General features: G+C 49.7%; 12 protein-coding genes and 4 tRNA genes (1 of these 16 running past the window's edge). 12 read left to right on the top strand and 4 right to left on the bottom strand.

Annotated elements, in window-relative coordinates; translation table 11 throughout:
* A protein-coding gene (locus tag C7120_RS08045) for a hypothetical protein (RefSeq protein WP_107621102.1) crosses the window boundary here: on the bottom strand, nucleotides 1–396 show its 5' portion. Its footprint begins 27 nt before the window's first position; only the first 396 of its 423 coding nucleotides appear in the window; it begins with the start codon at nucleotides 394–396; its stop codon lies off the left edge, out of view.
* A 133-nt stretch (nucleotides 397–529) separates the two neighbouring features.
* Between C7120_RS08045 and C7120_RS08050 the strand changes: the two genes are divergently transcribed.
* Together C7120_RS08050 and glgP are read left to right on the top strand one after the other, a co-directional pair.
* Nucleotides 530–2,188 (top strand): glycosyltransferase, encoded by a 1,659-nt coding sequence (locus tag C7120_RS08050; protein WP_107621103.1) that lies wholly within the window; start codon nucleotides 530–532, stop codon nucleotides 2,186–2,188.
* A 31-nt stretch (nucleotides 2,189–2,219) separates the two neighbouring features.
* The gene (glgP, locus tag C7120_RS08055; protein ID WP_107621104.1) at nucleotides 2,220–4,781 is read left to right on the top strand and encodes an alpha-glucan family phosphorylase; all 2,562 of its coding nucleotides are present in this window, start codon (nucleotides 2,220–2,222) and stop codon (nucleotides 4,779–4,781) included.
* A gap of 267 nt (nucleotides 4,782–5,048) precedes the next feature.
* On the opposite strand, the gene C7120_RS08060 is transcribed toward glgP, so the two are convergent.
* On the bottom strand, nucleotides 5,049–5,987 hold the full coding sequence (locus C7120_RS08060) for a ribose-phosphate pyrophosphokinase (RefSeq protein ID WP_107621105.1): 939 nt from the start codon (nucleotides 5,985–5,987) through the stop codon (nucleotides 5,049–5,051).
* 46 nt (nucleotides 5,988–6,033) lie between these two features.
* Nucleotides 6,034–6,642, bottom strand: coding sequence for a thiamine phosphate synthase (locus C7120_RS08065; RefSeq protein WP_107621106.1), 609 nt, complete (start codon nucleotides 6,640–6,642; stop codon nucleotides 6,034–6,036).
* Nucleotides 6,643–6,757: 115 nt separating this feature from the next.
* Between C7120_RS08065 and nspC the strand changes: the two genes are divergently transcribed.
* The 10 genes from nspC to C7120_RS08115 all read left to right on the top strand — a co-directional run bounded on the left by nspC (nucleotide 6,758) and on the right by C7120_RS08115 (nucleotide 12,632).
* On the top strand, nucleotides 6,758–7,933 hold the full coding sequence (nspC, locus tag C7120_RS08070; RefSeq protein WP_107621107.1) for a carboxynorspermidine decarboxylase: 1,176 nt from the start codon (nucleotides 6,758–6,760) through the stop codon (nucleotides 7,931–7,933).
* Between the two features lie 118 nt (nucleotides 7,934–8,051).
* A tRNA-Gly gene (locus tag C7120_RS08075) sits at nucleotides 8,052–8,127 on the top strand.
* Nucleotides 8,128–8,166: 39 nt separating this feature from the next.
* Nucleotides 8,167–8,248: transfer RNA gene (locus tag C7120_RS08080), tRNA-Leu, on the top strand.
* Between the two features lie 29 nt (nucleotides 8,249–8,277).
* Nucleotides 8,278–8,361, top strand: a tRNA-Leu gene (locus C7120_RS08085).
* A gap of 17 nt (nucleotides 8,362–8,378) precedes the next feature.
* Nucleotides 8,379–8,451: transfer RNA gene (locus C7120_RS08090), tRNA-Gly, on the top strand.
* A 34-nt stretch (nucleotides 8,452–8,485) separates the two neighbouring features.
* Nucleotides 8,486–9,034 carry a hypothetical protein gene (locus C7120_RS08095; RefSeq protein ID WP_107621108.1) on the top strand — a complete coding sequence of 183 codons (549 nt, stop codon included), beginning with the start codon at nucleotides 8,486–8,488 and terminating at the stop codon, nucleotides 9,032–9,034.
* A 10-nt stretch (nucleotides 9,035–9,044) separates the two neighbouring features.
* Nucleotides 9,045–9,473, top strand: a complete 429-nt coding sequence (locus C7120_RS08100; protein WP_107621442.1) for a single-stranded DNA-binding protein — start codon at nucleotides 9,045–9,047, stop codon at nucleotides 9,471–9,473.
* A gap of 14 nt (nucleotides 9,474–9,487) precedes the next feature.
* Nucleotides 9,488–10,825 (top strand): gliding motility-associated protein GldE, encoded by a 1,338-nt coding sequence (gene gldE / locus C7120_RS08105; RefSeq protein WP_107621109.1) that lies wholly within the window; start codon nucleotides 9,488–9,490, stop codon nucleotides 10,823–10,825.
* Nucleotides 10,825–11,439: a 4'-phosphopantetheinyl transferase superfamily protein gene (locus C7120_RS08110; protein WP_107621110.1), complete on the top strand. Its 615-nt coding sequence runs from the start codon at nucleotides 10,825–10,827 to the stop codon at nucleotides 11,437–11,439. The genes gldE and C7120_RS08110 overlap by 1 nt, the downstream gene beginning before the upstream one ends.
* Nucleotides 11,440–11,603: 164 nt before the next feature.
* A complete protein-coding gene (locus C7120_RS08115; RefSeq protein ID WP_233247047.1) occupies nucleotides 11,604–12,632 on the top strand; it encodes an esterase-like activity of phytase family protein in 1,029 nt (342 codons plus the stop codon).
* On the opposite strand, the gene C7120_RS08120 is transcribed toward C7120_RS08115, so the two are convergent.
* On the bottom strand, nucleotides 12,625–13,428 hold the full coding sequence (locus C7120_RS08120; protein WP_107621112.1) for a hypothetical protein: 804 nt from the start codon (nucleotides 13,426–13,428) through the stop codon (nucleotides 12,625–12,627). The two genes, C7120_RS08115 and C7120_RS08120, sit on opposite strands and share 8 nt — an antisense overlap.
* Nucleotides 13,429–13,432: the final 4 nt, after the last annotated feature.

The raw sequence follows: 13,432 nt of genomic DNA on the forward strand, positions 1-13,432 counted from the left end.
TTTGGGAATCCTGACCCATTTCCCGGATCTTGCGATTTTCAGAACACTCCCCTCGACTTGTTTAAGCCTCAAGGTGCTGTCGTTTAATAATTGGATCTTTGCCTTGAGGTCTTCGCTCCCAACATCATTAATCATGGATACATCGGCCTCTTTGTTGTTGATAATTTTAGCATCGCTGATGAGCCACTTTCTACCATCTAACTTGTCGCCGAGGAAACCAGGCAATTTACCAAAGATTTCCTGTCCTGGTACAGTTAGGTTGTTGTCATAGAAGTTAAACTTCAGGTAAACCTTATATTCTTCATTCTCATAATAACCTTTAAACGGCCTATTTTCTTGCGCGAAGGAATAGGAGGCTAAGGTTATGAGTCCTATTGATAATACTATTTTCTTCATCCTGTTTTGCGTATTTTCAACAAAGATAAAGTTTTAAATCAATAAAACATAGGATTTGAGTAAAATATCGCGTCATATCATTGTGATTTTGCTTTTTTTATCGTAACTTTGCAGGGTTGTACAATAAAGTTTTATGGCAAAAGGAATGTTATTTCCTGACTATATTCTAGAGTCTAGTTGGGAAGTATGTAACAAGGTTGGTGGAATATATACCGTTCTTTCTTCGAGGGCGAAGACATTACAGAATATTATAAGTGATCGGATAATATTTATTGGTCCGGATTGTTGGGATAATACGAATGTCTGCCCGTATTTCAAAGAAGACGAATCGTTATTTGCGGAATGGAAGTCCATAGCACGGCACGAAGGTATTCATGTAAGGCTTGGTCGCTGGGACATCCCTGGCCGCCCAATAGCAATCCTTGTTGATTTCAAATCTTATTTTGAACTCAAGAATGACATATATGCCAGCTTTTGGGAGAATTTCCAAGTAGACAGCCTCCATGCCTATGGCGATTATGATGAAGCGTCGATGTTCTCGTATGCCGCAGGTAAGGTTGTTGAGAGTTTCTATCATCATGTAATCGGGAAAGGCAAACTGGTGGTCTATCAGGGAAATGAGTGGATGACTGGCTTGGGTTTGCTTTATGTGAGAAAGTATGTGCCAGAAATCGGCACAATCTTTACAACTCACGCGACAAGTATCGGCAGAAGCATTGCAGGAAATAATAAGCCGCTCTATGATTATCTTTTTGCTTATAATGGTGATCAAATGGCCGGTGAATTGAATATGCAGAGCAAGCATTCCATAGAGAAACAGACCGCTAAATATGCGGATTGCTTTACTACTGTGAGCGATATTACCGCCAATGAGTGCAAGGAATTGTTAGACAAGCCTGTAGATTTTGTTCTTCCCAATGGTTTTGACAACACCTTTGTGCCGAGGGGCGCGTCGTTCGTAAAGAAGAGAAGAGTGGCCCGTAAGCGCCTTCTTGAAGTTGCAAATGCATTGACGGGATCGGATTTTGATGATGAAACACTAATCGTTTCTACCAGCGGTCGATATGAATTCCGTAATAAGGGGATTGATGTCTTTATAGAGGCCATGCACCAACTGAATAACGATTCAAGCCAGAAGAAAAATGTCGTTGCCTTTATAGAAGTGCCAGGATGGTCGGGTGTTGCCCGTCAAGACTTGGTAGAGAGGCTCAATCGTGGGTGCAGATACGATACTCCACTTAATAATCCCGTAGTTACGCATTGGCTTCATGACCCTGCGCGCGACAAGGTCCAGAACATGTTGGACTATCTTTGGATGCGCAATGACAAGGATAGCCGGGTGAAAGTGATCTTCATTCCCTGTTATCTCACCGGCAGCGACGGCATCCTGAATCTTCCATATTATGATGTGGTGTTAGGTAACGACTTGTGTGTCTATCCGTCATATTATGAGCCATGGGGATATACTCCTCTTGAATCCATTGCCTTTAAGGTGCCTTGCATCACGACCGACTTGGCAGGCTTTGGCCTTTGGGCTAATCACATCAAGGGAAGTTACAGTGAAATAGAGGATGGCGTGAAGGTCATTCATCGCACGGACTATAATTATCAGGAGGTGGCAGAGCGGATAAAGGATACGGTAATGGCTTATTCAACATTTACGGAAGAGCAGGTCAAGGCAGCTCGGGACCATGCCGACAAACTCTCCAAGAAAGCCCTTTGGAGCAAGTTTATCAAGTATTACGAGCAGGCTTACGACATGGCATTGCGAAAAGCATCAGAAAGAGAATAACGAAATAATAATACAAATTATACAAAAGAAGATGAAAATTAAGTCAGATTACTCAAACGAACCCCAATGGAAGAACTTGACAATCAAATCAAGGCTTCCTGAAGAGTTGAAGTGCTTGGACGAGTTGGCTCATAATATGTGGTGGGCTTGGAATTACGATGCCCGCAATATGTTTAAGAGCCTTGACGATAAGCTTTATGAGGAGGTGGGACATAATCCGGTTTTGCTTCTTGAGCGACTGAACTACGACCGCAAGGAGGCAATTGTAAAGAATCGTACCATCATGAAAAAGATCAACGATGTTTACAATAGATTCCGTGCCTATATGGATGTTAAGCCTGATGCCAAGCGTCCTTCGGTGGCTTACTTCAGTATGGAGTATGGCCTTAACCAGGTATTGAAGATTTATTCTGGAGGCCTGGGTATGCTGGCCGGCGACTATTTGAAGGAGGCTTCTGATAGTAATGTGGACATGTGTGCCGTAGGTTTCCTGTACCGTTTCGGTTACTTTACGCAGACTCTGAACATGGAGGGACAGCAGGTGGCTCAGTACGAGGCACAGAACTTCAACTCTCTTCCTATCGAGCGGCAGCTTGATGAGGAAGGAAACCCCGTGGTTGTGGATGTCCCCTATATGAACTATCAGGTGCATGCCTATGTATGGCGCGTGAATGTAGGCCGTATCAAGCTTTATCTGCTGGACACGGATAACGAGATGAATTCCGACTTCGACAGGCCTATCACCCATTCTCTCTATGGTGGCGACTGGGAGAACCGGCTGAAGCAGGAGATCCTGCTGGGCATTGGCGGCATCCTTACTCTTAAGAAACTGGGTATCCAGAAGGAAATCTATCATTGCAACGAGGGCCATGCCGCTCTCTGCAACTTGCAGCGTCTTTGCGACTATGTGGCCCAGGGCCTCACCTTCAATCAGGCCATGGAGCTGGTGTGCGCGTCGTCCCTCTACACCGTGCACACCCCCGTTCCTGCCGGCCACGACTACTTCGACGAACAGCTCTTCGGCAAGTATATGGGCGGATATCCCCAGATGCTGGGCATCACTTGGGATGAGTTCATCGGCATGGGACGCATGAATCCGGAAGACAAGGGCGAGAAGTTCTGCATGTCCACCTTTGCCTGCAACACCTGTCAGGAGGTGAACGGCGTAAGCAAGCTTCATGGTTGGGTATCTCAGAAGATGTTTGCCGACTATTGGAAGGGCTACTATCCCGAAGAGAACCATGTGGGCTATGTTACCAATGGCGTGCATTTCCCCTCATGGGCAGCGACAGGATGGCGTAAGCTCTACGACAAGTATTTCGATTCCTCGTTCATGGCCGACCAGAGCAATGAGGAGATTTGGCATGCCATCTACGATGTTCCGGATGCGGAAATATGGAGCACTCGTATGGCTTTGAAGAAAAAACTCATCGACTATATCCGTGAGAAGTTCACGGAGACATGGCTTCGCAATCAGGGAGACCCTGCCCGCGTGGTATCGCTTTTGGAGCGTATCAACCCCAATGCGTTGATGATCGGCTTCTGCCGCCGTTTCGCCACTTACAAGCGCGCGCATCTGCTCTTCACCGATTTGGAGCGCCTCTCCAAGATCGTGAACGACCCCGAACACCCCGTATTGTTCTTCTTCTCGGGTAAGGCACATCCTGCCGACGGTGCCGGGCAGGGGCTGATAAAGCGCATCTATGAGATAAGTCAGCGCCCGGAGTTCCTCGGCAAGATTATCTTCCTTGAGGATTACGACATGCAATTGGCACGCCGACTGGTGTCGGGAGTGGACATTTGGATGAACACTCCGACCCGTCCGCTGGAGGCGTCGGGCACATCGGGCGAGAAGGCCGAGATGAACGGTGTCGTAAACCTTTCCGTCCTCGACGGCTGGTGGGTGGAGGGCTACCGCAAGGGAGCCGGCTGGGCTCTTAAGCAGGAGCGCACCTATCAGAATCAGGAGTGGCAAGATAAGCTCGACGCAGCCACCATCTACGGTCTGCTCGAGAACGAAATCATCCCTCTTTATTATAATAAGGGCAAGAAGGCGTATAGTGAGAACTGGGTGAAAGTAATCAAGAACAGCATTGCGACCATAGCTCCTCACTATACGATGAAGCGCCAGTTGGACGACTATTACGATAAGTTCTATGTCAAGGAGGCTGCCCGTTTCAGGAAACTGAGGGAGAATGACAATCGCTTGGCTAAGGAAATCGCCTTGTGGAAGGAGACCGTTGCCGAGCGTTGGGATGCCATCCGAGTTGTGTCGAAAGACGACAAGGTTCTCACGGAGGGCGGAGAGACCGGCGTCAAGTTTAAGATACGGTATGTGATCGACGAGCAGGGGCTTGATAATGCGATAGGTCTTGAGCTGGTGATGCTGAAGCCGGAACAGGATACCAGCGACCGCAAGGTCTACAGCGTGTATCCTTTCAAGATGATAGGACATGAGGGCAATCATTACACCTTTGAGGTGGTTGTGGAACCGGATATAGCCGGGTCTTACCGGTCTTGCGTCCGTATGTACCCCAAGAATGCGAATCTGCCCCATCGTCAAGACTTCTGTTATGTGAAGTGGCTTGACTGAAAGCAGGAATGAATAAGATTGGAGAAAGGCACCGGAGTGATTCCCGGTGCCTTTCTTTGTTTCTGTGAGAGAGGGGAGCGGTGGCCGGCGCATAGCCGGAAGGCCGTTATCAGGATGACGAAATCGGCGAGATTGAAGGACAAAATCGGCGATTTCGTCCCACGATTTCGGCGATTTCGTCAGTCTTCCCGCGGCCATGTAAACAAAGGAGTGGCATCCACGATCGTTGCCGCGGATGCCACTCCCTGTATTTCAGGTTTCCGATGGCTATACCAGATACTGCGAGGAGATGCTCTCGTTGAGTACCACGCGGCGGATGGTCTCGGCAAACATGTCTTTCACGGAGAGCTGTTTCACCTTCGAGCAGCGGTTGGTGTAGGGGATGGAGTCGGTGAACACGATTTCCTCAATCGACGAGTTTTGGACGCGCTCGCTGGCCGGGCCGCTCATCACGCAGTGGGATGCGCAGGCTCTCACGCTCAATGCCCCGGCCGACATCATGATGTCGGCGGCCTTCGTAATGGTTCCCGCGGTGTCTACCATGTCGTCTACGATGATGACATTCTTGCCCTTCACCTCACCTATAATCTGCATGCTCTCCACCACATTGGCCCGGGCTCGGGTCTTGTTGCAGAGCACCAGCGGGCATCCCAGATATTTGGCATAGGTGTTGGCACGCTTGCTGCCGCCCACATCGGGCGACGCGATGACCATGTCTTTCAGTTTTAGCCCCTGAAGGTAGGGGAGGATCACCCCCGAGGCGTAAAGGTGATCGACGGGAACATTGAAGAATCCCTGAATCTGGTCGGCGTGAAGATCCATGGTGATGACGCGGTCGATGCCCGCTACGGCCAGCATGTCGGCCACGAGTTTGGCGCCGATGCTCACTCTGGGCTTGTCTTTTCGGTCTTGCCGTGCCCATCCGAAATAGGGTATCACGGCGATGATGTGGCGGGCTGAGGCGCGTTTCGCCGCGTCAATCATCAGCAGAAGCTCCATCAGGTTGTCAGAGTTGGGGAATGTGCTCTGCACCAGGAATACATCCCGGCCTCGTATGGACTCTTCATAGGAAACGGAGAATTCGCCGTCGGAAAACCTCGTAACGAGGAGATTTCCCAGTGGACAACCTAAGCTTTGGCAGATTTTCTCTGCGAGGTATCTCGTGTTCGTTCCCGAGAAAACCAAAAAGGAGTTTTGTTCACTCATGTTCTTAGCGTTTATTTTATTTGTAGAAGTGTTTTCGATTTCTTTGTCAGTTGGCAGCTTTACGCAGTTTCTCGAAGTGCTGGATGACTTCTTTAAAGTCGGTCTGGCTTTGTATGTCGAACTTGTTCCATAAGTCATCGCGGATAACGACGCCTCCGAATCCCAGTTCCTTTGCCGTGCGGACATTCTCAAGGTTTATTCCTCCGAGGGCATACACATGGCGGTCGAAGAGTCCGTCCTTGGCAGCTTCTTCCAGCTGGGGAAAGGTGAAGGTGGGCTCGCCGTCCCCGGAGTCGAAGCTCCCGAATACATTCTTGAGGAATACATATTCTGATTTCTTGCGCGTCTCCTTAAGTCTGGACAGGTCGGTGCATGTCCTGGAGACGCGCCCTTTATATCCGGCAGGGACGGGCGTGTCGGGATTGTCAAGATGAATGCCTGCCAGGTTATACTCGTTTTTCAGATAGAAATGGTCGTGAACCGTAATTTTCCGATAGTATTCTTCGGACAGAAGGGTGAGCAGTCGTTCCGAATAGAGGGGAGAGGAGCCAGGCTTGTACAAAAGCAAGTTATCCATTCCCTCATCAAAGAGCGTGGCAAGTATTTTGTCCTCTTCCACAAAGAATGTGGATTTAGTCATGATTACTAACTTCATGCTTCTTTCTGTAATTTCCTTGCAAATGTATGAAATTTATGCGAGACTTGCAATTATATCTGAAATAAAAAGTTAACTTTGCAGAAGTTTTTCACGATTATCTGGCAAAGAAGTAATGAAAGTCAATCCGAATACATTCAAGGAGCTGAGCACACCTTATTATATATTAGAGGAGGAGAGGCTTCGCGCCAATCTGGAATTAATCAGCCGGGTGGCCCGAGAGGCCGGTGTGGAGATCGTCCTGGCCTTCAAGGCCTATGCCCTTTGGCGCACATTCCCTATTTTCAGGGAGTATATCGCCGCCACCACGGCAAGCTCTCTCTACGAGGCACGGCTTGGATACGAGGAGTTTGGTTCAAGAACCCATACCTTTACGCCTGCCCTGACATCGCACGAGGCAGCCGGGATTGCCCGCTGTTCCAGCCACCTGAGCTTCAATTCGCTGACGCAGTTTGAGCGATTCAAGGATGTCGTGAGGAGGGAGAATCCGAAAATAAGCCTCGGACTGCGTGTCAACCCGGAGTATTCAGAAGTGGGAACGGAGCTTTATAACCCTTGCGCGCGCGGCACGCGGTTTGGCATCACGGCGGAAAAACTGCCAGACAGGCTGCCCGATGGCCTTGACGGCTTTCATTGTCATTGCCATTGCGAGAGCGGGGCAGATGTCTTTGAGCGCACCTTGGCGCATATCGAGGAGCGCTTTTCGCGCTGGTTTCCACAGCTCAAGTGGATTAATTTCGGTGGCGGGCACTTGATGACGCGGGGTGATTATGATGTGAACCTCCTGATAGAAACGCTGAACGACTTCCGCCGCTGCTATCCAAACCTCATGGTTATCCTTGAGCCGGGGAGCGCTTTTGGCTGGCAAACAGGCCCTTTGGTGTCGCAAGTCATGGATGTGGTGGCCGATCATGGCATCCGCACGGCCATTTTGAATGTCAGCTTTACATGCCATATGCCCGACTGCCTGGAAATGCCTTATCAGCCGGCGGTTCGCAATGCGCGTTCACTGCCCTTGTCGGCGGCGGACGGATGTGCCGTCTCCGAGCACATCTACAGGCTCGGGGGCAACTCTTGTCTTTCGGGCGATTTCATGGGCTCGTGGCAGTTCGGTCATGAATTGGAGGTCGGCGAGAATGTCATTTTTGAGGATATGCTGCACTATACGACCGTAAAAACCACTATGTTTAACGGCATAACGCATCCTTCGATCGGCCTGCTCCATTGCGACGGAGACCTGGAAACGCTGCGAGAGTTCAGCTATGAAGATTATAAAAGCCGTATGGATTAGCAGTCTCCGTAATCTTTTTTTGAAAAAAAACATAGGAAAAGTTTGCTAAGTCGGAAAAAAGCGTTACCTTTGCAACCGCATTTAGGGAAATGCGCCCTGTGAAAACAAGGGTTAAAATGCGGCAATAGCTCAGTTGGTAGAGCACGACCTTGCCAAGGTCGGGGTCGCGAGTTCGAGTCTCGTTTGCCGCTCCATATTCTGGATAAAGCCAATAGGAGAGGTTTCCTCTGCATGCCCAGGTGGCGGAATTGGTAGACGCGCACGTTTCAGGTGCGTGTGTTTCACGACGTGCAGGTTCGAGTCCTGTTCTGGGCACAAGGGCTCTTATCCAGAATGAATTTGTCGGAGAGGTGGCGGAATTGGTAGACGCGCTACTTTGAGGGGGTAGTGTCAATTGCGACGTGGGAGTTCGAGTCTCCTCCTCTTCACAAATGTTTTTTCCGTTGCGGCAATAGCTCAGTTGGTAGAGCACGACCTTGCCAAGGTCGGGGTCGCGAGTTCGAGTCTCGTTTGCCGCTCTTTCTTACATTCTTAGAGAAACATATTTCGCCAATGAATTTATATTTAAGATATTTTGATAAGGAAGCATTAGTGCATAATGTGGATGAGGCTATCGAGTTTCTCTGCGGTATTCCGGAAATCGGGATGAATGCAGAGATGGAGGCAGACATCCGCGACTATGCGGCAAGTGAGATTTTCTATCCCAAGCGTTACAAGGTGCGGCCGCGCGTATATTTTATCATTATTAAGACCACAGCCGACACCATGCTCGACTTCAAGCAGAAGAAAGCGATCCATCCCGTGATCAATTCTGCCCCTGACCGCCGTGATTCAGTCTCTTCTGTGGTGGCTCGCCTTCCGGAACAACGCCCTGGATGGTATGAAGGGATATTGGATTTTAAGCGTGTGGTAACGATTCCGGCAACAGGCAAACATGAGTATCGTGATACTCATTTTGAAGTTTGTTGCAAGGCAAACTCTGGTCAGGACTGCTACAACCGCATCGTGGAACACCTTCGCGGGCGAGTGGATAGCAGGAGCCAATTCCCCTCTGCGAGGGGCAAGAACTTCCAGTTCAGGTATCTTGGAATGTGGAAATAAGGAGGAAAGTATGAATAAAATAATGCTCATCGGCAATGTAGGTGCCGATCCGGAGGTCCGGTATTACGAGGCCGACCAGGCCGTTGCGCAGGTAAGGCTTGCCACTACGGAGCGGGGCTATACATTGCAGAACGGGACGCAGGTGCCTGATCACACCGACTGGCACAACCTCGTGATGTATCGCAGGCTAGCCAAGGTTGTTGAGAAATATGTCCATAAGGGCGACAAACTCTATGTGGAGGGCAGAATCCGCTATCGTTCATACGACGATCAGAGGGGAGTCCGTAAGTTTGTTACAGAAATCTTAGTCGACAATATGGAGATGCTCTCGCCTAAGGCAGCCGCAAACGCTACGGGTGCGAATGCTCCGGAGTCTGCCCCACAGCCGGTGCAGCCGAGACCGGGAGAGAAGTCTGACGACGAGGTTCTCCCATTCTAAAGACGATTATAGCTTTGGATATATCAACCTTGACAGAGTCCTTCTCGGATGTTTACTTGCAAGCGCCTACATTAGGTGTGGTGATAGCAGCTGTTCTGGCTGCTATACTGCTTTTTGTATCAGGATTTGCGAGCGGATCGGAAATTGCGTTTTTCAGCCTTTCCCCTACAGATTTGGCCGACCTGAACCCTGAGAAAAACCAAGGAGACAAGCGCATTCAGATGCTTCGGGACGATAGTGAGCGCACTTTGGCAACCATTCTGATTCTCAACAACTTTGTGAATGTTACCATTATCATGCTCTGTAATTACATCTTCGGGCAGCTGGTCCACTTTGGCGAAAAGGCCTATTGGCTGGAATTCTTGTGCCTCACGGTGCTCCTGACATTTCTCTTGCTTCTCTTCGGAGAGATCATGCCGAAGGTCTACAGCCGTCAGAACCCCTTGAAATTCTGTCGGATGAGCGTGAATGGCGTCATGATGTTCCGCAAGGTTTTCTGGCCTTTGGAGACCGTTCTCATACGGAGTGGGATGCTGGCGGAAAAGGTTATGCAGAAGGAGAACCATGTCTTGAGTGTCGACGATCTGGAGCAAGCCCTTGAATTGACCGATAAGGAGGACATCAAGGACGAACAGAGCATGCTCAAGGGAATCATCCGTTTCGGCGACGAGACCGCCAAGGAAGTGATGACGAGCCGTCAGGACATCGTGGATATAGATATTCGGAGTTCGTTTGCCGAGGTCTTGAAGTGCATCGTTGACAACAACTATAGCCGTATTCCAGTATATCAGGACAGCGAGGACAATATTCGCGGCATCCTTTACATCAAGGATCTGCTCCCTCATCTGTCAAAGGCTTCCAACTTCAGGTGGCAAAGTCTGATTCGTCCTCCTTACTTCGTGCCCGAAACAAAGAAGATAGACGACCTGCTCAGAGAGTTCCAGGAGAACAAGGTTCATATCGCCATCGTGGTCGACGAGTTTGGAGGAACGAGCGGTCTGGTAACCCTTGAGGATATTCTCGAGGAGATAGTGGGCGAGATTAACGATGAGTATGACGAGGAAGAAAAGACCTATTCCAAGCTCAATTATAATACTTATATCTTTGAGGGGAAGACTCTTCTGAGTGATTTCTGTAAGATTCTGAATGTAAGCGATGAAGAATTCTCGGAAGTAGAGGGAGATGCCGACACCCTGGCAGGCCTGCTCCTTGAGCTCAAGGGCGATTTCCCGACCCTTCAGGAGCGTATAGACTATAAGAACTACACCTTTGAAGTCATGGAGATAGAGGAGCGCCGGATTAGCAAGGTGAAGATCGTCGTGCACAATCCGGCCTATCATACACCTGCCTAATGCCACTCATCAGTATTGAGAATCTTGAGGAAGATGTGCGGCTCGGCCTTTGGAAGATGGAGGAAACGCCAGAGGAGATGCTGCTGCGGGACGCCTCGCTGAAGGCTGTCTGCGACACGGCGTCTTCCTGCCATTCAGAAGTCAGGAAGACGGAGCGCCTTTGCATCCACGAGCTTCTTTATCAGATGACGGGGCTGAAGGGCACGGTGATAGACCATGATCCCTCTTCCAAGCCCTTGCTGAGGGGTTTTAATCTCAGCATCAGCCATACACGGGGTTATGCGGCACTCATTCTTTCGCCGCGCAGAAATGTCGCCGTCGACATCGAGTATATGAGCGAAAGGGTAAACCGGATTGCGGGGAAGTTCATCCGCGACGACGAGATTGCTCCCGACACGGTGTCCCGCCTGGTAAACTGGAGCGCCAAGGAAACCATCTACAAGCTCTTCTCGGACGAAGACTTGCGGTATTTTGAAATGAGGATTCTGCCTTTTCTCCCTGAAAATCACGGCACCCTGCTGGTGGAAGACCTGAAGATAGCGAAACAGGAGAGGGTCTTCTATCGGATAAACGAGGAGTATGTCTTGAGTTACTCTTACCAGCCTTTGGAATAGGATATCGTGATGAAGTTTTCTGATGATGGGCTCCCGCAGCGTGATCGGTATCCTCTTCGTCGACAAAATCGCCGAAATCGTGGGACGAAATCGCCGATTTTGTCCTTCAATATCGCCGAGATTGTCCCTCGTTAGGCCGTCTATTACAAAGTAAGTAAAAACCAATGAGAATGAAACGAGTCGTTTACCATACATTCTGCCTCTTTCTTTTGGCAGCCCCCCTGCAAGCCCGGAGAGACTCTGTGGTCGTCGTTCACGCCCATGAGCAGAAGGTTTTTCAAAGGCAGGTGCCAGCTGGCAACTATAGCGGAATCACTCATTTGGAAGGAAACGAATATGCCGTGGTCAACGATAAGTCGGCAACTGACGGCTTCAATGTCTTTGCGATAGACATAGATTCCATTACCGGCGAGATCCTGAATGTGCAAGACAGGGGATTCAGGAGTGCTGAGGCCGCCAACAGGGATGGTGAGGGGATCGCCTATCTGCCGTCGACAAAGACGATTCTGATCAGCGGCGAAGCCGACGGGAAGATTCTTGAATATGGGCTGGATGGGCACCGGACAATTCGTGAGGCTGCCGTTCCTGAAATCTTCAGCAAGATGAGGAGCAATTTAGGCTTTGAGGCCTTGACCTATTCGGCAGCTACCCGTCTGGTTTGGACTTGCAACGAGTCTACGCTCCAAGGCGACGGAGAGGCGTCATCCCCGACAAACGGAGTCGCCAATGTGGTCAGGCTCCAGTGTTTCGACGAGGCTTTGCGGCCTCTTCGGCAGTATGCCTACCGGATGGACGCCCCTATGGCTTCGGCTTCGGCGGAACTTTACGCCATGGGGGTGCCGGAATTGGTGGCACTGGAGGATGGTTCTTTGCTGGTTTTGGAACGGGAATTCTATGTTCCCTCGTCAAAACTGGGAGCCTTCGTGAACTGCAGGCTTTATCAGGCATGGCCTTCTGTTGAGATTGATAAGGAGAAACCCATCGGCGAGGAAACGGTTTTCGCGGACAAGAATCTTGTCTATGAGTGGAAGACAAGCCTGGGCCTTTTCAGTCATGAGATTGCGAATTATGAGGGAATGTGCCTGGGGCCGCTCTTGCGGGATGGCTCCCGAGCCCTGATTCTGGTGTCGGACTCGCAGAATCAATACGGCGGAGTGCTGAAAGACTGGTTTAAGACGATTGTGCTCAGGTGAGAAATCTGACATAGGCGCGGTCATCAAAAGAGACATTGCCTTTCATAAGCCCCTTTGTTGCCTTGAAGGAATTGATGCACAACGGGTCATTCTTTAGCTGTTCATGTAATAGTTTTTCGCTTTCGTCCAGTGTGCTCGCGAGTAGGGGATAGCCGTCGCTGGCCAGTACGACTTCCCTTCCTGCCCGGAGTATTTTTACCTTGTCTGTGGGAATCTCGAAACCGTCTATGACAGCATAGCTTATGTTCTGTTCGTTACAAGAGGCCTTCAAGGCGGGAAGTATATATTCTCTTCCTTTGTCAATAACCTGAAAATCAATCAGTTTTCTTTTCTTTCTCAAGTCCTTGTTGATGTATTCCGAGCGCTTGCTTGCCAGGATTTCTTCTGCCGGTTTCCTGTTCGTGTAGAGCTTTCCGTCAATTAGGCATTGGCAGTCTCCTATCATCCAGATTTCCTTTCGGTAGCGGCTATAGATGATGGCGCTTGCCGTCAGCCTTTCTGTAGGATATTTTTCAAGCCTTTTCAAATCAACTTTTTTCTCCCTATAGATATTCAGAATAGATTCAGAAGCCTTTTTGCAAAAATCTTTACAGCTGATTTTGGCATCTGTTTTTTGGATGAGGTCGGCCACTAAGAGCATGGCATAACGCCCGTTATGCATATCCGGAAGAATCTGGACGGGGCTTTTGCTGGTGCTCCCGTCTATCACCGCAATGAAGTCGTTGCTGCTTGCGATTCCGTCTTCGCATGTCTCCTGACTGTGCTTTCCTATGATCAGCTGTTCTATGATTTGCATGATG

Source organism: Prevotella sp. oral taxon 376, from assembly GCF_003043945.1.
GTDB lineage: Bacteria > Bacteroidota > Bacteroidia > Bacteroidales > Bacteroidaceae > Prevotella.